Source organism: Pseudomonas sp. GQ91, from assembly GCF_059758795.1.
Genome location: NZ_JCAXED010000013.1, coordinates 122,086 through 140,831, shown reverse-complemented (window position 1 = coordinate 140,831; position 18,746 = coordinate 122,086). Strand labels below are relative to the sequence as shown.

Genomic DNA, 18,746 nt, shown 5'->3' with positions numbered 1-18,746 from the left:
ACGCTAGCAAGGCTGAGCACAAGCTTATGGCGACTTATCAGGCCGGGCCATGCTCGTTGACCCGCTCACTGACCCACCTACACTTATCGGCCACTACGCCAAAAGGAAGAGTCCGATGAAAGCCGTGCTGTGCAAAGCCTTCGGCCCCGCCGAAACCCTGGTGCTGGAAGACGTCGCCAGCCCCGGGCTCCAGAAGAACGAAATCCTGCTGGATGTACATGCCGCCGGGGTGAACTTCCCAGACACCCTGATCATCGAGGGCAAGTATCAATTCAAGCCCCCCTTCCCGTTCTCGCCAGGCGGCGAAGCGGCAGGCGTGATCAGCGAAGTGGGGGAAAAGGTCAGCCACCTCAAGGTCGGCGACCGGGTCATGGCGTTGACCGGCTGGGGCAGCTTTGCCGAACAAGTCGCCGTACCGGGCTACAACGTGCTGCCGATTCCGCCAAGCATGGACTTCAACACCGCCGCTGCTTTCAGCATGACTTACGGCACCTCAATGCACGCACTCAAGCAACGGGGCCATCTGGCGTCAGGGGAAACCTTGCTGGTGCTGGGTGCATCCGGCGGCGTCGGCCTTGCCGCCGTGGAAATCGGCAAGGCCATGGGCGCGCGGGTAATCGCTGCCGCCAGCAGCGCCGAGAAACTCGCCGTGGCCAAGGCCGCGGGAGCCGATGAGTTGATCAACTACAGCGAGGCCAGCCTCAAGGATGAAATCAAGCGACTGACCGACGGCAAAGGGGCCGACGTGATCTACGACCCGGTGGGGGGCGATCTGTTCGACCAGGCGATCCGCGCCATCGCCTGGAACGGCCGCCTGCTGGTGGTCGGATTTGCCAGCGGGCGCATTCCGGATCTGCCGGTAAACCTGGCGCTGCTCAAGGGCGCGGCAGTGGTCGGGGTGTTCTGGGGTTCGTTTGCCCAGCGTCAGCCGCAAGACAATGCGGCGAATTTCGCGCAGCTGTTCAGTTGGTATACCGAGGGCAAACTCAAGCCACTGGTTTCGCAAGTATATCCGCTTGAGAACGCCGCCCAGGCGATCAATGACCTGGGGCAACGTAAGGCAGTAGGCAAGGTAGTCGTACAAGTGCGCTAAATAATTCGAAAGGCGGTCAATGTGGGAGCGAGCAAGCCCGCTCCCATTTTTTTGATCGTCGGTGTTATCAGAATCCCATCACGACCCATACTTATCCACTAGCGACATGTTCAAAAAAGAACATCCAATGGCGCAAATTTCCTGCACTCCCAGATAAGAGGCAATGCTATTTTCGGTAACGAAACTGTAACATTCGCATCCGCAGTCAAAACAAGAAATTTGGAGCTCTTGAATGTTTGCTTTCTTTCGTCCTGCCGCCCACCAGGCACCCTTGCCTGAAGAAAAAATAGACAGCACCTACCGACGCCTGCGCTGGCAGATCTTCGCCGGTATTTTCATTGGTTACGCCGGCTACTACCTGCTGCGTAAAAACTTCTCCCTGGCCATGCCATACCTGATCGACGAGGGCTACAGCCGGGGCCAACTCGGCCTGGCGATGTCCGCGATCGCGATTTCCTACGGCCTGTCCAAGTTCCTCATGGGCCTCGTGTCCGATCGCTCCAACCCGCGTTATTTCCTGCCCTTCGGCTTGCTGGTGTCCGCCGGGGTGATGTTCATTTTCGGTTTCGCGCCTTGGGCAACGTCCAGCGTCACCATGATGTTCATTTTGCTGTTCATCAACGGCTGGGCCCAGGGCATGGGTTGGCCGCCCAGTGGCCGGACCATGGTTCACTGGTGGTCGCAGAAAGAGCGCGGCGGCGTGGTGTCGGTGTGGAACGTGGCGCATAACGTCGGCGGCGGCTTGATCGGCCCGCTGTTCCTGCTGGGCATGGCCTTGTTCAATGACTGGCACGCGGCATTCTACGTCCCCGCCACCGTGGCCCTGATGGTGGCGGCCTTCGCCTTCATCACCATGCGCGACACCCCACAATCGGTAGGCCTGCCGCCCATCGAGCAGTACAAGAACGATTACCCGGAAGGCTACGACGCCAGCCACGAAGAAGAATTCAGCGCCAAGGAAATCTTCGTCAAGTACGTGCTGCGCAACAAAATGCTCTGGTACATCGCCCTCGCCAACGTCTTCGTTTACCTGTTGCGCTACGGCGTGCTGGACTGGGCACCGACCTACCTCAAGGAAGCCAAGCACTTCACCGTCGATAAATCATCATGGGCGTACTTCTTCTATGAGTGGGCAGGCATTCCAGGCACGCTGCTGTGCGGCTGGATGTCAGACAAGATTTTCCGTGGCAACCGGGGCCTGACCGGCATTGTGTTCATGGCGCTGGTGACGATCGCGACCCTGGTTTACTGGCTCAACCCACCGGGCAACCCGATGGTCGACATGATCGCGCTGGTGTCTATCGGCTTCCTGATCTATGGCCCGGTCATGCTGATCGGTTTGCAGGCGCTGGAACTGGCGCCGAAGAAAGCCGCGGGGACAGCGGCAGGCTTCACCGGCCTGTTCGGCTACCTCGGTGGTTCGGTCGCGGCCAGTGCGGCCATGGGCTACACCGTGGACCACTTCGGCTGGGACGGCGGCTTTGTGCTGCTGATCGGTGCGTGCCTGTTGGCCATCGCGTTCCTGATCCCAACGCTGTGGCACACCAATAGCGTCAGCTCTGCACGCTAATCATCTGCACAGCTTCTGAAACAGCGCTTGAGCCGCGCCTCCAGATTCTTGTCTGGCATGGCGTGGCTACGCAGGGCGTTGACGGTCTGCTCGACATAATCGCGAGTGGTGCCGTAACGTCCGCAAGCGCTCTCGAACACCTGGCTCAGAACGCTGTCCGGCAGATTGCCGGCATAGCTGGGCAGGTGGCGCTCCAGCACAAAGCCCAAGGCTTGCACTTGGCTGCCATCTTCAAGACGGCAACTGAGCCAGTGCGGACGGTAAGACGGATAAGGCATCTCACGTTGCCATAAGGCATAGAGCGACGCTTCCAGCTGCTCCTCCGGCAAGCGATAAGCAAAGCCGCTGCACGAACCGCCGCGATCCAGGCCAAATACCAACCCCGGCAATTGCGGTGTGCCACGGTGCTCGTGGGACCAAAGGTAAAGGCCTCGATGATAGCCATGCACCCGCGCGCGCAAACGCTCTATGGCCGAACACTCGGGACGCCAGATCAATGAACCATACGCAAAGAGCCAGACCGGTCCTCCCTTGTGCAAACCCAGGGTGGCCTGCATCGAGTTCATCAACTGCTCTTGGGTCAGTTGCGGTCCCAGATCCAGCCGGGGAGGGTAAGCCTTGTTCAAAAGATCGGATTCAGTGGCGGTCATGGCGAATAACGTTCGACTCCCGTTGTATTACCAGATGTAAGCGACTTTACCGTAACACAGCTCGCCGCTGGCGGTCGCAAGGCGAAAAACCGCAACAGGCGATGCGCCCGTCGGAATAGCCGGTGAAATCCCGGGACTTTCAGCTCCCGTTCAGCCTTTGCGGGTCAGGAGCCCTCAAAATAAGCCATATCACGACCCACTAGGCGCAATCATCGACTACCGAGGTCGCCCCATGAAACAGCGTTTTTCAGGCCTGCTGTTATTGACGCAGGCCGCCATCAGCTGGGCTGGCGAAGCGCCGGTCAAGGACGACAAAGGCTTCTGGTATGCCCAGACCAGCGTTTACACACGGCACTTCGCCCCCGACCCTGCACACAATAATCATCAAGACCTGATCGGCCTGGAACGCAATCAAGCATCGGGGCGGGTGTATGGCGGCGCCACGTTTCGCAACTCGTTCCGCCAGCGCTCTTACTACGCCTATGCCGGTCAACGTTTCGATATGACTGACTATCCGGTGTACCTGAAGGTCACCGGCGGGGCGATCCAGGGATATCGGGGCAAGTACCGCGACAAGATTCCGCTGAACCGCTACGGCGTAGCGCCGGTGATCATCCCGTCAGTGGGCACTCACTATGGCCCGGTGGCAGCGGAACTGGTGTTACTGGGGTTCAATGCAGCGATGCTCACCACAGGCGTGCGGTTCTGATAAACCGCACCGCATCAAGGCCTGGGCGCGTAGGCAAACACATCGGCACGCATCTGGTGCGCATCCATCCCGGCATTCACCAGCGCATCCAGCGTCCCGTAGACCATCGCCGGCGAGCCGCTGGCGTAGACGTGCACGCCCTTGAGGTCGCTGATGTCCTCGCAGACGGCTTCATGCAACAGGCCGCAGCGCCCTTCCCAACCGCACAGGTCGCTGACCACTTTATGCAGGAACAGATTGGGCAATTGCTGCCACTGCTGCCAATGCTCGATCCGGTAGAAATCATCGGGACGCCGCACGCCCCAATACAAATGCACCGGATGCTTGAAACCACTGGCTCGACAATGCTCGATCAGGCTGTGCATCTGCGCCATGCCGGTACCGGCGGCGATCAGCACCAACGGCCCGTCGGGCAGTTCCGCCAGGTGCGTATCGCCAAAGGGTAATTCGATCCGGGCCATCTGGTTGCGCTGCAGCTGTTCGATCAGGTTGCGGGCGCTGTCTTCGCGCGCCAGCACGTGCAGCTCCAGTTCACGCCCGGCGTGGGGCGCCGAAGCCAGTGAAAATGCCGATTTCTCGCCATTATCCCGTTCGATCATCACGTACTGGCCGGCGTGATAACGCAGCGCCTTGCCGGCAGGCGCCCGCAGGCGTACGCGCCAGACATCGCCGCCGATGTCCACGCACTCGCTCAACTGGCACGCGAGTGCGCGCACTGGCAGCTCTCCCGGCGCCAGCACGCCATCCCACAGGACGATGCAATCGTCCAGAGGCTCGGCGATGCAGGTATAGAACTCGCCATGATCACGCACTTCACCGGCCTGCCGGACCCGACCCTCGACCAGCAGCGCTGCGCAAACGTGGCACACGCCGTTGCGACAGGCCTGTGGGCATTCATAACCCAAGCGCCGCGCGCCATCGAGAATCCGCTCACCGGGCTGCAAGTCGAGGACCGCACCGGAAGGCTGCAGGGTTACACGCATCAATCTATTCCCAATTCATTCCAGAGCGCATCGATACGGGCAGTCACCGCTTCATCCTTGACGATCACCCGGCCCCACTCCCGCGCGGTTTCGCCCGGCCACTTATGCGTGGCGTCCAGACCCATCTTCGACCCCAGGCCGGATACCGGCGAGGCGAAATCCAGGTAGTCGATCGGCGTGTTGTCGATCATCACCGTATCGCGCTTGGGGTCCATGCGCGTGGTGATGGCCCAGATCACGTCGTTCCAGTCCCGGGCGTTGATGTCGTCGTCAGTGACAATAACGAACTTGGTGTACATGAACTGTCGCAAAAACGACCAGACACCCAACATGACGCGCTTGGCATGGCCCGGATACGACTTCTTCATGGTCACGATAGCCATGCGGTACGAACAGCCTTCAGGCGGCAGGTAGAAGTCGGTGATCTCCGGAAATTGCTTCTGCAGGATCGGCACGAACACTTCATTCAACGCCACGCCGAGAATCGCCGGCTCATCTGGCGGGCGGCCGGTGTAGGTGCTGTGGTAGATCGGCTTGATGCGGTGGGTGATGCGCTCGACGGTGAACACCGGGAAGCTGTCGACTTCGTTGTAGTAACCGGTGTGATCACCATAAGGACCTTCGTCAGCCATTTCGCCCGGATGAATCACCCCTTCAAGGACGATTTCGGCGCTGGCCGGGACTTGCAGGTCATTGCCGCGGCACTTCACCAGTTCGGTGCGATTGCCCCGCAACAGGCCGGCAAAGGCGTATTCGGAAAGACTGTCAGGTACCGGCGTGACGGCACCCAGGATGGTCGCCGGGTCCGCACCCAACGCCACGGAGACGGGAAATGGCTGGCCAGGATGCTTCTCGCACCACTCGCGAAAATCCAGCGCGCCGCCCCGATGACTCAACCAACGCATGATGACCTTGTTGCGGCCGATCACTTGCTGACGGTAGATACCGAGGTTCTGGCGGTCCTTGTTCGGCCCCTTGGTGACGGTCAGGCCCCAGGTGATCAGCGGACCGACGTCGCCGGGCCAGCAGGTCTGCACCGGAAGCATCGCCAAGTCGACGTCATCGCCTTCGATGAGTACTTCCTGGCACACCGCGTCCTTGACCACTTTGGGCGCCATGGCAATGATCTTGCGGAAGATCGGCAGCTTCGACCAGGCGTCTTTCAAGCCCTTGGGCGGCTCGGGCTCCTTGAGGAAGGCCAGCAACTTGCCGATCTCGCGCAATTCGCTGACCGACTCGGCGCCCATGCCAAAGGCGACACGCTCGGGCGTGCCGAACAGGTTGCCGAGGACCGGGATATCAAAGCCTGCAGGTTTTTCGAACAGCAGCGCCGGCCCCTTGTTGCGCAAGGTACGGTCGCAAATCTCAGTCATTTCCAGGACCGGGGAAATCGGCACCTGGATACGTTTCAACTCTCCGCGCTGCTCAAGTTGCTGCACGAAATCCCGAAGATCCTTGAATTTCATTAACCATCACACCCGTAAAATAGGCGTACATCCTACCTGCTCTGAGGGCGGCTGGCAGCTTATCGCGGTGCAATTGAGCACCGCGCAGGCTTAATTGGCCGTCAACCCCCGCGATTGCAGCGACCGGAACAAGGGCTCCAGGAACTGCTCGATATGCAACGCGCCGACATCGGAGAGGTGGTTATCGTCGGTGTACAGGGCGCGACCATCGAGTTCGACCCGGCACAAACCATTGGAATCACACAGTTGGGGCGCGGGGTCCAGCACCTTGACCCCGGGATCGGCGCTGGCAATCTCATTGAATAGCTGGCTGATAAACTGCTGGCGCTTGAGGTGATGCGCGAACAGCAAACCTTGGCCTTCCACCGGTCGATGAAGCATCGCCAGCCGACTCAGGCGGTAAGGCACGATGAACTCCTGCAGCGGCACTTCCTTGACCAGCCACACCCGATGTCCGGCGGCGCGCAACCCGGCAATCCGCTGACGCAACCCTTCGGCGAACCGGCGCTCGGCCGTGGCCCGGTCGTATTGGCCGGTGGCGGGGTCCTTGATGGCGTGCTCGGTGTCGCCGGACATCTGTCCGTAGAGATACAGGCTCCAACGCGCCACCAGCGCCACATCACTGAATGACTGCTGAGCCAGGGCTTTTTCCACACGCCGGTTGAAATGCGCACAGCGCGGAATATTTTCCAGCCCGTCAATCGGCACACAACCGGCAAAACTGCCCTGGACCAGACTGATATCGTGCTGCTTCGCGCCTTTTGCCAGGGCCGGGATCAATGCGGTTGCATGGCTATCGCCCCACACCAGCGCAGACGTCGAGTTACCCTTGGGTCCGAAGTGGCAGAACAACCGATCATCAGGGGTGTCTTTTTCAGCCAGGCAAGCCAGCAGTTCCGGGCTCCACTCCTTGGCCTGGGCAAAACGCAGAGCCTGCTCGGACAGCCGCCAAGGCAAACCATCAGTCCAGCGCAAGGCCTGGCCCGCCAGGCCAATACACAAAATCCCACACCCCGCCGCCAGCAATATGGCCTTGCGTCCCGGCAGCAGGCGCTTCTCGCGGAACGGACTTTCCACCAGTTTCCAGGACAGGTAACCCAGCACCAATGTCAGCAGCATCAACCCGGCCAGCTCGAAGGGCGCAAGGGCCTCAACGCTGGCATAAGTGGCGAACACGAATACTGGCCAATGCCACAGGTACCAGGAATAGGAAATCAGCCCCAGACCCACCATCACCCGCGTGCTCAACAGGCGCCCCACCCATGTCTGCTGGTGCCCGTTGGCCCAGATCAAGCCGACCACGCCCAACACTGGCAACAGTGCCGCCACGCCGGGGAACGGCGTGCGGGGATCAAAACCGAACACGGCCACCAGGATCAGTCCCATGGAGGCCAGACTGACCCCTTGGGCCAGCGCAGGGGAGGCGCGCCATTCACTTCTGGGCACGACGGCCAGCATCGCGCCAGCCAACAACTCCCAGGCACGCATCGGCAGCAGGAAAAAAGCCTTTTCCGGATGCTGGGCCACGGCCCAGACACTGAGGCCGAACGACACCAGCAACACCCCGAACAGCGCCGTGCGCCAGTATTTGAGGCGAGCGGAGAGCACGCTCAGCAACAGCGGGAAGACAATATAAAACTGCTCTTCCACCGCCAGCGACCAGGTATGCAGCAACGGCTTGAGGTCCGACGCCACATCAAAGTAACCGTCTTGACGCATAAACAGCAGATTGGAGACGAACAACACCTGGTAACGCGCCGAGCGGCCCAGTTCTTCATAGTCCTTGGGCGCCAGCAGGAACCAGCCCACCGCCAGCGTGGCCACGATCATCACAAACAACGCCGGCAGGATGCGACGCGCACGACGCGCCCAGAAGTCCACGAAGCTGAAGCGCTTGGCCTGACGCTCGCGCCAGATGATGGAAGTAATCAGGAAGCCGGAAATCACGAAAAACACGTCGACGCCGACAAAGCCGCCCGTGAAACCGGGAACGCCAAAATGGAAAAGGACTACAGCGATTACAGCAACTGCGCGCAGGCCGTCGATATCCCTTCGATAAGCAAGTGTGGTCATAAATCTAATTGTCTGTCAGAGCGGAAAGTAGGAAAACGTAGCCAGGGCGCACACCTTAACGTATCTAAACTGACAAGTTCAGTGACAAAACCTTCCTTTTCTCGACAAAAAAAGGGCGCCCCACGTGGGGCGCCATTTTTTCGACCAGTGAAACGGCAGGTTTTACTTGCGCTTCATCGACAAGAAGAACTCGTCGTTGGTCTTGGTGGTCTTCAGCTTGTCGATCAGGAACTCGATGGCGGCAACTTCGTCCATCGGGTGCAGCAGCTTGCGCAGGATCCACATGCGCTGCAGTTCGTCGTCGGCCGTCAGCAACTCTTCGCGACGAGTGCCGGAACGGTTGATATTGATGGCCGGGAACACACGCTTTTCAGCGATACGGCGATCCAAAGGCAGTTCCATGTTACCGGTACCCTTGAACTCTTCGTAGATCACTTCATCCATCTTCGAACCGGTTTCAACCAGCGCGGTGGCGATGATGGTCAGCGAGCCGCCTTCTTCGATGTTCCGCGCAGCGCCGAAGAAACGTTTCGGTTTCTCCAGGGCGTGGGCATCGACACCACCAGTGAGGACCTTGCCGGAGCTCGGGATCACGGTGTTGTAGGCACGCGCCAGACGGGTGATGGAATCCAGCAGGATCACCACGTCCTTTTTGTGTTCGACCAGGCGCTTGGCCTTTTCGATGACCATTTCGGCCACCTGCACGTGGCGGGTTGGTGGCTCATCGAATGTCGAGGCAACCACTTCGCCGCGCACAGTACGCTGCATTTCGGTCACTTCTTCCGGACGCTCATCGATCAGCAGTACGATCAGGTGAACTTCCGGATTGTTACGCGCGATGTTGGCTGCGATGTTCTGCAACATGATGGTCTTACCGGCTTTCGGCGGTGCGACGATCAGGCCACGCTGGCCTTTGCCGATCGGGGCGCACAGGTCGATGACACGACCCGTCAAGTCTTCGGTGGAACCGTTACCGGCCTCCATCTTCATGCGCACGGTCGGGAACAGCGGGGTCAAGTTCTCGAAGAGAATCTTGTTTTTCGCGTTCTCGGGACGATCGAAGTTGATCGTGTCGACCTTCAGCAGGGCGAAATACCGCTCGCCTTCTTTTGGAGGTCGGATCTTGCCAACGATGGTGTCACCGGTGCGCAAGTTGAAGCGACGGATCTGGCTCGGAGAGACGTAGATATCGTCTGGACCGGCGAGATAAGAAGCGTCCGCAGAGCGGAGGAAGCCGAAGCCGTCCTGGAGAATCTCCAGCACGCCATCACCGGAGATTTCCTCGCCGCTTTTCGCGTGCTTTTTCAGCAGGGAGAAAATCACGTCCTGCTTGCGCGAACGGGCCATATTATCTATGCCCATCTGTTCGGCCAATTCGAGCAGTTCGGTAATCGGCTTTTGCTTGAGTTCAGTCAGATTCATATAGGAATGACGTAATCATTTATGGAGGGGGGAAATTAAGCTTTTGGCTTAATGAGGCCGCGCCGCAGAGAAGGCGACAGGATCGCGTACTAATCGAAAAGGAGTGCGTCGGCGACGGCTTGCAGGGGGCAGTGGAGAAACCAGTGCGGGGCCGAATGTACCACTTGATTTTCAGAGCGTCTAGCCCTGTTTCACGAAAAAGCCCCGCGATTCGCGGGGCTTTTTTGACGACGCTTAGATGTTGGCGTCGAGAAATGCAGCCAGTTGCGACTTCGACAGTGCGCCGACCTTGGTCGCTTCGACATTGCCGTCCTTGAACAGCATCAGGGTCGGAATACCACGCACGCCATGCTTGGCCGGGGTTTCCTGGTTTTCGTCGATATTTAGCTTGGCAATGGTCAATTTGCCTGCGTAGGTGGTTGCAATCTCGTCCAGGACCGGAGCGATCATTTTGCAAGGACCACACCACTCAGCCCAGTAGTCCACCAGCACCGGGCCTTCAGCCTTGAGGACTTCGGCATCAAAGTTCGCGTCGGTGACGTGCTTGATAAGTTCGTTGCTCATGGATGTCTCCGGGTTGTAAGCAAAAAAAACGTTGCCCATCATAGCCGCCCTTCCCACGTTCAGGAAGTCGCAGCTGATTGACTCTTGCTATCGCGTGCCATGAGTTTGGGTATGGCTCAAGGCTTGCGCGCTCTGTGGCACGTCATGCTTGTCGATCCTGGCGCGGGCGGCTCTTGTACGAACGCACCTTAAAGGGGCCTCGCCGGGTGTTGGCGACGCCCGGAAAAGGTGCATGAGACCGCTCGGCGGTTCGGGCCCGCAAGAGCGCCGCTGCCCGACAAACACCGGCCTTACGGGCATTGCGCAGTGACTGGCATAGCCTGTGCAGTGGCAGACCTCAGAAAATTCCTTCGCCCGTTTCGGAGAGTTGTCATGACCAAGCGTTGCCGCGCCCTGCTCACAGCCCTGTTTGCCAGCCTGATGCTGAGCCAAGCGCCCGCCCAGGCCAATGGCCTGGATGATATCGTCGCCCGTGGCACCCTCAAGGTGGCCGTGCCCCAGGATTTCCCGCCGTTCGGCTCAGTGGGTCCGGACATGCAGCCCCGCGGCCTGGACATCGACACCGCCAGGCTGCTGGCCGACCAGCTCAAGGTCACGCTGGAACTGACCCCGGTCAACAGCACTAACCGCATTCCGTTTCTAACCACTGGCAAGGTCGACTTGGTGATTTCCAGTCTGGGCAAGAATCCGGAGCGGGAAAAGGTCATCGACTTCTCCAAGGCCTACGCACCGTTCTATCTCGCGGTGTTCGGCCCACCTGACGCGGCCATTGCCACCACTGACGATCTCAAGGGCAAAACCATCAGCGTGACCCGCGGCGCCATCGAAGACATCGAGTTGACCGCCGTCGCGCCCAAGGAAGCCACGATCAAGCGCTTCGAAGACAACAACTCGACCATCGCCGCCTACCTCGCCGGCCAGGTGGACCTGATCGCCAGCGGCAACGTGGTCATGGTGGCGATCAGTGAGCGCAACCCCAAGCGTGTCCCCGCGCTGAAAGTGAAACTCAAGGACTCGCCGGTGTATGTCGGCGTGAACAAGAACGAGCCTGCGCTGCTGGACAAGGTCAACCAGATTCTCACTACCGCCAAGGCTGACGGCAGCCTGGAAAAGAACGCGCAACAGTGGCTCAAGCAGCCGCTGCCCGCAGACCTCTGAGCACGGCGACGGAGCTGATTGATGGCCTACCAATTCGACTTTGTGCCGGTCCTGAACAATACCGACCTGCTCCTGCGTGGCGCACTGTTTACCCTGCAGTTGACGGCTATCGGCGCGGTGCTGGGCGTCGCCCTTGGCACCCTCGGCGCAGTCGTAAGAGCGTGGAAGATCCAGCCGCTGTGCTGGATCTTCGGGGTGTATGTCGAGTTGATCCGCAACACGCCATTTTTGGTGCAATTGTTTTTTATCTTCTTCGGCCTGCCGTCCCTTGGCCTGCACATTTCCGAATGGCAGGCCGCGGTGCTGGCGATGGTGATCAACCTGGGCGCCTATTCCACGGAAATCATCCGCGCCGGCATCCAGGCCATCCCACGCGGGCAACTGGAGGCTGCCGCTGCCTTGGCGATGAGCCGTTTCGAGGCCTTCCGCCACGTGGTGCTGCTGCCGGCACTCGGCAAGGTCTGGCCGGCGCTGAGCAGCCAGATCATTATTGTGATGCTCGGTTCGGCCGTCTGTTCGCAGATTGCGACTGAAGAGTTGAGCTTTGCCGCCAACTTCATCCAGTCGCGCAATTTCCGTGCGTTTGAAACCTATGCGCTGACGACCTTGGTGTATCTGTGCATGGCATTGATGATCCGCCAACTGCTCAACTGGATCGGTCGCCGCTATGTGACGAGGAACGGTTGATGAGTGATTTTTCCTTCTGGGACATCGTGCGAAATCTGCTCACCGGCCTGCAGTGGACCTTGCTGTTGTCGCTGGTGGCGTTTATCGGGGGTGGCTTGATCGGCCTGCTGGTGATGACGATGCGCATCAGCCGTGGTTCTTTGCCGCGCAATGTCGCACGCAGCTATATCGAGCTGTTCCAGGGCACTCCGCTGTTGATGCAGCTGTTCTTGGTGTTCTTCGGTATTGCCTTGCTGGGGATCGACATTTCGCCGTGGCTGGCGGCCGCGATCGCCCTGACCCTGTTTACCAGCGCCTACCTGGCCGAGATCTGGCGCGGTTGCGTGGAGTCCATCGCCCACGGCCAGTGGGAGGCCTCGGCCAGTCTGGCCCTCAACCCTTATGAGCAACTGCGCTACGTGATCCTGCCCCAGGCCCTGCGTATCGCCGTGGCGCCCACCGTGGGATTTTCGGTGCAGGTGGTCAAAGGTACCGCGGTGACCTCGATCATCGGCTTCACCGAACTGACCAAGACTGGCGGCATGCTCGCCAATGCCACCTTTGAACCCTTCATGGTTTATGGCTTGGTCGCACTCGGTTATTTCCTGCTCTGCTACCCGTTGTCCCTCAGTGCCCGCTACCTGGAAAGGAAACTGCATGCCTCTGCTTAGAATATCCGCGCTGCATAAGTATTACGGCGATCACCATGTGCTCAAGGGCATCGACCTGACGGTTGAAGAGGGTCAAGTGGTGGCGATCATCGGCCGCAGCGGCTCGGGAAAGTCCACCCTGCTACGCACGCTCAATGGCCTGGAGTCGATCAACGACGGGGTCATCGAAGTGGACGGCGAATACCTCGACGCAGCCCGCGCCGACTTGCGCAGCCTGCGGCAAAAAGTCGGCATGGTATTCCAGCAGTTCAACCTGTTTCCTCATCTGACGGTGGGCGAAAACGTCATGCTGGCGCCCCAGGTCGTGCAAAAAGTACATAAGACCCGGGCGGCGCAACTGGCGCGCGAGATGCTGGAACGGGTCGGACTGGGGGAAAAGTTCGACGCGTTTCCCGATCGCCTGTCCGGCGGACAACAGCAGCGTGTAGCCATCGCCCGTGCCTTGGCGATGTCGCCCAAAGTGTTGTTGTGCGACGAAATTACCTCGGCGCTGGACCCCGAGCTGGTCAATGAAGTGCTCAGCGTGGTCCGCCAACTGGCCAGAGACGGCATGACCCTGATTATGGTGACCCACGAAATGCGCTTCGCCCGGGAAGTAGGTGACACTCTGGTGTTTATGCACCAGGGCAAGGTTCACGAGGTGGGCGATCCAAAAACGCTGTTCACCCAGCCGCGTACCGCTGAATTGGCCAATTTCATTGGTTCGGTGGAGCAGCCGGGCTGACACTTACGGCACCGGGCAGCCATTCAAATTGTCCCTGCCCTTCAAGCGTTGTCTCGCGGCGTACAGAAAACAGGGCGACTGGCAGATAGGTGTCGACGTCCACTTCTGCCGAAAGTCGTCGCCCCGTCGCCGGCACACCCCCCGCCCGAGCTATCAGTACATGACCGGGCAACAGGCGCCCGGCGGGTATCCCCGCCTGCGGTCGCTCGGCACTCAGCTCGACGTTTCGACCATCCAGGCGGGCATTCTTGATTCCAAGGGTGAAGCTGCCGCCATGGCCAAAACGAAAGCCCTGCGCGCCCGCCGGTGAGCCGCTAAAACGTATGGCCATGGGGCTGATATCGACACACAGGACGCTCAGGTGAAGGGTGCGCTTGCCCGGCGCGATGATCTGCGGACCGAAGCGGTCATTCAACAGCTGCGCCTGACGCAGCACGCCATAGTCGATCCGCGATTGGCTCAGGGACAGCTGGCAACTGGCGGCGCGCACCTCGCAGGTCATCAGCATCGTAAGGAGCAGCAGGAAAAAGCCCAGCAATCGGCGCAGAGCGGTCAAGCCGCAGCCAGTTGATGATTCAGGGAGCACGGCAAATGGCCGACGTCGTTTCGTAGAGTTTTTCATGCGCGGGTTCTGGCTCCAGATTGAGTTGCAGCAGGCAGGGAGTGGTCGAGTCAGGCAGCGCAACGCTGAGGTTTTTCTGCTGATCGCTGTTGTTCAGGAAAATCAAGCCATCGCCTACAACGCTGGTCAGGAAAGCCTTGTCCTCACCAAATACCGCCGCGCCCTGAGGCAAGGGCCGGCCGCGCTCATCGCGCGCTTCCAGCAGTACACGACGCACGCTCACGACGTCGAAGCCCACGGTATTGAATGAGCCGCGCCCGGCCGCGAGGATTTTGCTGCCGTTCTTGAGGTCAGCGCGCCTGGGCAAGGACTGGGTCTGTACTTCGATATGACTGTTGCTATACGCAGGCAACCCGGGAATCACCGCGTAACCGCGATAGTCGGTCCAGACGGGACCTTGGGGCGTACTGACCCTGGCGCCCGAAATGTTCCCGACCGAGAGAATGCCGAAGGTGTCCTGGACCGCATAGGGAGAAAACGCCAGACCCTGTGGATGGGCCACGATGCCGCCCTGCAGCTGTCCGGTGTAGCTGGTATTCGCAGCATCCCGACTCATTCCCAGGCCAATCCGCGTATAGCGCGGCATAATCTCCGCGCGAGCGCGTACTGCCTGTTCGCGCTGATTCAGATCACGCTCGGTCCCCACTTCGTAGTTCACGTACTCATTGAGGCGTCCGGCCAGCGCGGTGCCGAGGTCAGAGCGCCGGTTCCGCCGACTGGCGTAGGATGTAAGACGGTGATTCCCGCCGATGGGCAGGCTGACTTGAAGGCGCAGTGAAAGGCCGGTGGAGGGCAGTTCAGTGCGCTCGTCCCTGTCCGTGTAACGATCTTTGCGCCGTCGTGGCTGGCCTATTTGCGAGTCGGCAATCAGCGCCACATCCGCGCCCTTGAAGCCTTTGCTCCACGAAGCAAAAACGTGCCCGGTGCCCTGGCCATCAAACTGAACGCTGCGCGAATAGCTCAAGGACAAAGCCCCCACGCTTGGATCGATCCAGGTCAAACCAGCGGTGTATTGGTGCCGGAACAAGGAATCCAGAGCGTCTGCGCTGGGTGCGGCGCCGGCCTCCGTCAGGTCGCGGTAACCTCGACTCTGGGTGGTGGCACTCAGGCTCATCTCAATCCCGGCGCCCAGCGGGCTGCTGAATGACAAGGCGCTGCGCGCACCACTCACACCCCGCGCCGTGTCTCGGGACAGGTTATGCCGGGCAGTTATCGCCACCCGCTGGAAAAACACGCGGCTCAACGTACCACCCGCTGCGTGGTACTCGTCCGTACTCAACACGCCAAACCCCAGCGATGTACCCGCGCCAAGCCCCCAGGTACCGCTCCCCATGGCGACCACCGGTTGCTCCCTGCCATCGGCAACCGCTTCTCGTACCTTGCCCAAGGCAAAATCGAAACCGGGGGCCACGGGCACACCCGAGCCAAACGAGGCAGCGGGCACCACGAAGCTACGTTTGCCACCTCGGGTCCCGATCACGCTCACTGCCAGATCGCTGGTGCCGTTGAGCAACGACAGGCCGGTCAGACTGAAGGGCCCTTCAGGCACCAGTGTCGAATGGATCAACACCCCGGATTGGCGTACCTCGACCCTGGCTTGGCTATGTGCCAAACCCTCTACCACCACATCGTTACCCACGGCGATGCGCGAGACGCCATCAGGAAACAGCTGAAAGCCCGACAGTTGCAGGCCCCCGAATACCGGACTGCGGGTGGCTATCTGCCCGACCTGGAAGGTCGATTGCAAGCTGCCGATATCCCGCTGGGCATAGGCGTACACGTGCTCGCTACTGCCCTTGCCGTTGTCGGACACATAGAATTGCCGACTGCGCACAATCCAGTTGCCCAGATTAAATCCCGCTTCGGTGTACGCCGACACGAAACGACTGGGGCCACTGTGCCCATCGGTGTCAAATGCCAGCAGGTCATAATTGAGCATGGCTGCTGCTCCACCCTGAGTGAAGCTTCCCGCCTGCCAATCCGGCCCACGCAACGATTGCGTGGGCACCACCAGGGAGACCTCGTCGCTGCCGGGGCGCAGCCTCACCAGGGTCGCCGGAAACTCGCCAAGAAAGTCATGACACGCCTGATCCGGCGAGACACCCGACTGCAGGATCGCAGAGGGGGTCCGTAAACCAGCCTTGTCCAACAGGCTCCGGGTAAAGCACAGCTGTCCCTGATAATCGAAGCGCGCATCCACCAGCCCCAACGGCGCGCCGTTGACCCGTAGCCCCACCACCTGGACACCTTCGCGAAAACGCGCCGCACTGCGAAAATAGTCTGAAACCTTCGGATCAATGCCATGGCTGGTCAGTGCGGCCAGGTCAAAACCCTCGCCCAATTCGAGCGCCCGCACGTCACCGGGAAGTCCGCACAGGGTTGCCAACCCCACGAAAAATCCTGAACAGCAAACGCCACTCGCCCCCTTTCCCAAGGCCCGGTCAAATCCCATCATCGACAACATCCGCGTGATAGGTGTCGACCGTGAACCCATACACAGTGGCTGGCTGTATCACCACCGAAGTGACGCCCACCAACGCTCCACGGGTATTCACCTTGAGCGTCTCACCCGGCAGGACATAGCTGCGAGGGAGCGTGGCGAGCTGTTTTTCCGGGATCAGTTGCACCTCCAGTGCCAGGCGTACCACATAGGCACTGTCGTTGTGCACGCTCAGGCCGTCCCCCTGACGCTTCCACTTGAGCAGCTCCCACGGCGCCTGATGCCTGGCCAGGCCGTGTGGGTGCAGGATCAGCGGCAGGTTCTGCCGCAGCGTGATACCAATGGTCGCACCACCGGGGCTACGAGCCTGGGGAATACCTTCAAACGACACGCGCTTCAGACGCTGGGTCTTGAGCGGTGTCTTCAACGTACTGATGAAGCGAACCAGCTGGGTTTCGCCTGCCTCGACGCGGGTAATCGGAGGCGTGACAATCAACAGCGGTTCCTGATCCTCGGGTACGTTTTCGATCACCGAATGCAATAACGCAGGTCCAGGGTCGGTGTTCCTGATATTGATCGTCGCTTCGCCGTCCTCTTCAAAGAGGACCACGACCGTTGTTTCAGGCTGCATGCCATCGGCGTTTACCTGTGTGACTCCCAACACTGAAAAACTTGCACATAACAACGCTGCACGCACTTTCGAAAGAGCACTCACCGAGTTTTCCCCGTCACATTCTAAAAACAGCAGACAAACAAGCACCCACACGAAAGCCGCCGATAAGAAACACAAGTACCGTGAAAACTTCTGTTTCAATACCGGCTGCTTGTTGGGTATTTAGAGGTAACTCAATACCAACGTGGCGCGCCCATCGAGTGTGACGTCTCGGGTAAGATCCAGGGCTTGCGCCTTATTGATGACTGCCTTCACTGCAATGACACCCGTTAGTTGGGCGATGGATGCGGGTGTAACGGTCGAGCCGTTACGCCACGAATACTGAGTGGGCACTTGAGCGACTTTGCCATCACTGTGCTGCCAGGCACCGCTGCTGACCCGCATGATCGGGTGCAACGTAACACCCGAAGACCGCAGATCCTTCAATGTGACCGAGTAGCCTCCGGTACGGCGGCCGGATACCGCCCCCAAGCCGTAGTTCTGCGCTTCGCTATAGCCCGAGCCCAGAATGCCCGAAACCTTGGTGCCTGCCTGCAAGTCGGTCAAGGTCAACCCGAACTTTGCCGGGGTGGTGCCGCAATTGACCATCAGCGACGTGACTTTTTCTTCGCGGGGGTTGTAAGCCGTCTGGGACAGCTCGCCAGAACGAATGGTCCCGTAATCGATGATGCCGCCGCTGCCCAGGCTGAGATTGCAGGCCGCCGGAACGATGGTTCCGCGGACTATCAACTGTGCAACATTCGTAGCTTGAGCCGCGAGACTGGCCGCGAGACAAATAGCACCCATTGTCAAACCTGCTAGTTTTTTCATGCTTATCCTAACGTCAGTAAGTGTCAGGCGTTTTTATTATGGTTCGGGCGACTCCACGCTCAACGAGGCCTCTCCCCTGATATACAAAACCATAAATAAATAACACCACGGCATAATTGCCGGATCACAGTCTTACTCTTCGACCGCCTGGATAAAATCAGACAACGCGCCAACATCTGTGAGACCAGTTAAATACAACCGTCTTCTTTACCTACGCCTATAGTAGTCCGATGTAATTCTCAAACTAACAAAAGAAACTCGCTCATGTAGGAAAACTCATGTGCAACGAACGGTCCAAATAAAACGTTATTGTCCTACCCGCTTTAATACAGAGTCATCAGCCACTCATGGATTTGTCCTATATTTCCCGCGCACCCTGTCCGCACCAGGTGGCAGGAGAAATCCCCGAACACTACGCGTTGGCGTCAGCCGTTGATCGTGGCACGATGGCG

Annotated in this window: 17 protein-coding genes; 7 read left to right on the top strand and 10 right to left on the bottom strand. The window is 59.5% G+C overall.

The window, feature by feature from the left end; all coding sequences use genetic code 11:
* Positions 1–115 precede the first annotated feature (115 nt).
* Positions 116–1,093 carry an NADPH:quinone oxidoreductase family protein gene (locus AC6CIA_RS19895; protein WP_498314459.1) on the top strand — a complete coding sequence of 326 codons (978 nt, stop codon included), beginning with the start codon at positions 116–118 and terminating at the stop codon, positions 1,091–1,093.
* Between the two features lie 232 nt (positions 1,094–1,325).
* On the top strand, positions 1,326–2,663 hold the full coding sequence (glpT, locus tag AC6CIA_RS19890) for a glycerol-3-phosphate transporter (RefSeq protein WP_498314457.1): 1,338 nt from the start codon (positions 1,326–1,328) through the stop codon (positions 2,661–2,663).
* Here glpT and AC6CIA_RS19885 read toward each other — a convergent pair.
* The gene (locus AC6CIA_RS19885; RefSeq protein WP_498314455.1) at positions 2,660–3,313 is read right to left on the bottom strand and encodes a gamma-glutamylcyclotransferase; all 654 of its coding nucleotides are present in this window, start codon (positions 3,311–3,313) and stop codon (positions 2,660–2,662) included. The two genes, glpT and AC6CIA_RS19885, sit on opposite strands and share 4 nt — an antisense overlap.
* Positions 3,314–3,545: 232 nt before the next feature.
* Between AC6CIA_RS19885 and AC6CIA_RS19880 the strand changes: the two genes are divergently transcribed.
* Entirely contained in the window at positions 3,546–4,022 is a 477-nt protein-coding gene (locus tag AC6CIA_RS19880) for a sn-glycerol-3-phosphate transporter (RefSeq protein WP_498314453.1), read from the top strand.
* 14 nt (positions 4,023–4,036) lie between these two features.
* Here the strand turns inward: AC6CIA_RS19880 and AC6CIA_RS19875 are convergent, their stop codons facing one another.
* From AC6CIA_RS19875 to trxA, 5 genes are all read right to left on the bottom strand, one after another.
* The gene (locus tag AC6CIA_RS19875; RefSeq protein ID WP_498314451.1) at positions 4,037–5,005 is read right to left on the bottom strand and encodes a CDP-6-deoxy-delta-3,4-glucoseen reductase; all 969 of its coding nucleotides are present in this window, start codon (positions 5,003–5,005) and stop codon (positions 4,037–4,039) included.
* Positions 5,005–6,471 carry a 4-hydroxy-3-polyprenylbenzoate decarboxylase gene (ubiD, locus tag AC6CIA_RS19870; protein ID WP_498314450.1) on the bottom strand — a complete coding sequence of 489 codons (1,467 nt, stop codon included), beginning with the start codon at positions 6,469–6,471 and terminating at the stop codon, positions 5,005–5,007. The genes AC6CIA_RS19875 and ubiD overlap by 1 nt, the downstream gene beginning before the upstream one ends.
* A 90-nt stretch (positions 6,472–6,561) precedes the next feature.
* Positions 6,562–8,544 carry an acyltransferase family protein gene (locus AC6CIA_RS19865; RefSeq protein ID WP_498314448.1) on the bottom strand — a complete coding sequence of 661 codons (1,983 nt, stop codon included), beginning with the start codon at positions 8,542–8,544 and terminating at the stop codon, positions 6,562–6,564.
* 162 nt (positions 8,545–8,706) lie between these two features.
* Positions 8,707–9,966 (bottom strand): transcription termination factor Rho, encoded by a 1,260-nt coding sequence (gene rho / locus AC6CIA_RS19860; protein WP_339527804.1) that lies wholly within the window; start codon positions 9,964–9,966, stop codon positions 8,707–8,709.
* A gap of 234 nt (positions 9,967–10,200) precedes the next feature.
* Entirely contained in the window at positions 10,201–10,530 is a 330-nt protein-coding gene (trxA, locus tag AC6CIA_RS19855) for a thioredoxin TrxA (RefSeq protein ID WP_339527802.1), read from the bottom strand.
* 372 nt (positions 10,531–10,902) lie between these two features.
* Here trxA and AC6CIA_RS19850 point away from each other — a divergent pair, with 372 nt between their 5' ends.
* Genes AC6CIA_RS19850 through AC6CIA_RS19835 form a run of 4 tightly spaced genes read left to right on the top strand, consistent with a single transcriptional unit; the run spans position 10,903 to position 13,749 of the window.
* The gene (locus tag AC6CIA_RS19850; protein WP_498314445.1) at positions 10,903–11,688 is read left to right on the top strand and encodes a transporter substrate-binding domain-containing protein; all 786 of its coding nucleotides are present in this window, start codon (positions 10,903–10,905) and stop codon (positions 11,686–11,688) included.
* Positions 11,689–11,709: 21 nt separating this feature from the next.
* Positions 11,710–12,375 carry an amino acid ABC transporter permease gene (locus tag AC6CIA_RS19845; RefSeq protein ID WP_339527798.1) on the top strand — a complete coding sequence of 222 codons (666 nt, stop codon included), beginning with the start codon at positions 11,710–11,712 and terminating at the stop codon, positions 12,373–12,375.
* A complete protein-coding gene (locus AC6CIA_RS19840) occupies positions 12,375–13,025 on the top strand; it encodes an amino acid ABC transporter permease (RefSeq protein WP_339527796.1) in 651 nt (216 codons plus the stop codon). Before AC6CIA_RS19845 ends, AC6CIA_RS19840 begins: the two co-directional genes overlap by 1 nt.
* Entirely contained in the window at positions 13,012–13,749 is a 738-nt protein-coding gene (locus AC6CIA_RS19835; protein WP_498314442.1) for an amino acid ABC transporter ATP-binding protein, read from the top strand. Before AC6CIA_RS19840 ends, AC6CIA_RS19835 begins: the two co-directional genes overlap by 14 nt.
* Here AC6CIA_RS19835 and AC6CIA_RS19830 read toward each other — a convergent pair.
* The 4 genes from AC6CIA_RS19830 to AC6CIA_RS19815 form a co-directional block, all read right to left on the bottom strand.
* A complete protein-coding gene (locus tag AC6CIA_RS19830) occupies positions 13,721–14,305 on the bottom strand; it encodes a DUF1120 domain-containing protein (protein ID WP_498314440.1) in 585 nt (194 codons plus the stop codon). The two genes, AC6CIA_RS19835 and AC6CIA_RS19830, sit on opposite strands and share 29 nt — an antisense overlap.
* Before the next feature lie 19 nt (positions 14,306–14,324).
* Positions 14,325–16,823, bottom strand: a complete 2,499-nt coding sequence (locus AC6CIA_RS19825; protein WP_498314542.1) for a fimbria/pilus outer membrane usher protein — start codon at positions 16,821–16,823, stop codon at positions 14,325–14,327.
* A complete protein-coding gene (locus AC6CIA_RS19820) occupies positions 16,813–17,496 on the bottom strand; it encodes a fimbria/pilus chaperone family protein (protein WP_498314540.1) in 684 nt (227 codons plus the stop codon). The genes AC6CIA_RS19825 and AC6CIA_RS19820 overlap by 11 nt, the downstream gene beginning before the upstream one ends.
* 150 nt (positions 17,497–17,646) lie before the next feature.
* On the bottom strand, positions 17,647–18,294 hold the full coding sequence (locus tag AC6CIA_RS19815) for a DUF1120 domain-containing protein (RefSeq protein ID WP_498314438.1): 648 nt from the start codon (positions 18,292–18,294) through the stop codon (positions 17,647–17,649).
* Between the last annotated feature and the right edge of the window lie 452 nt (positions 18,295–18,746).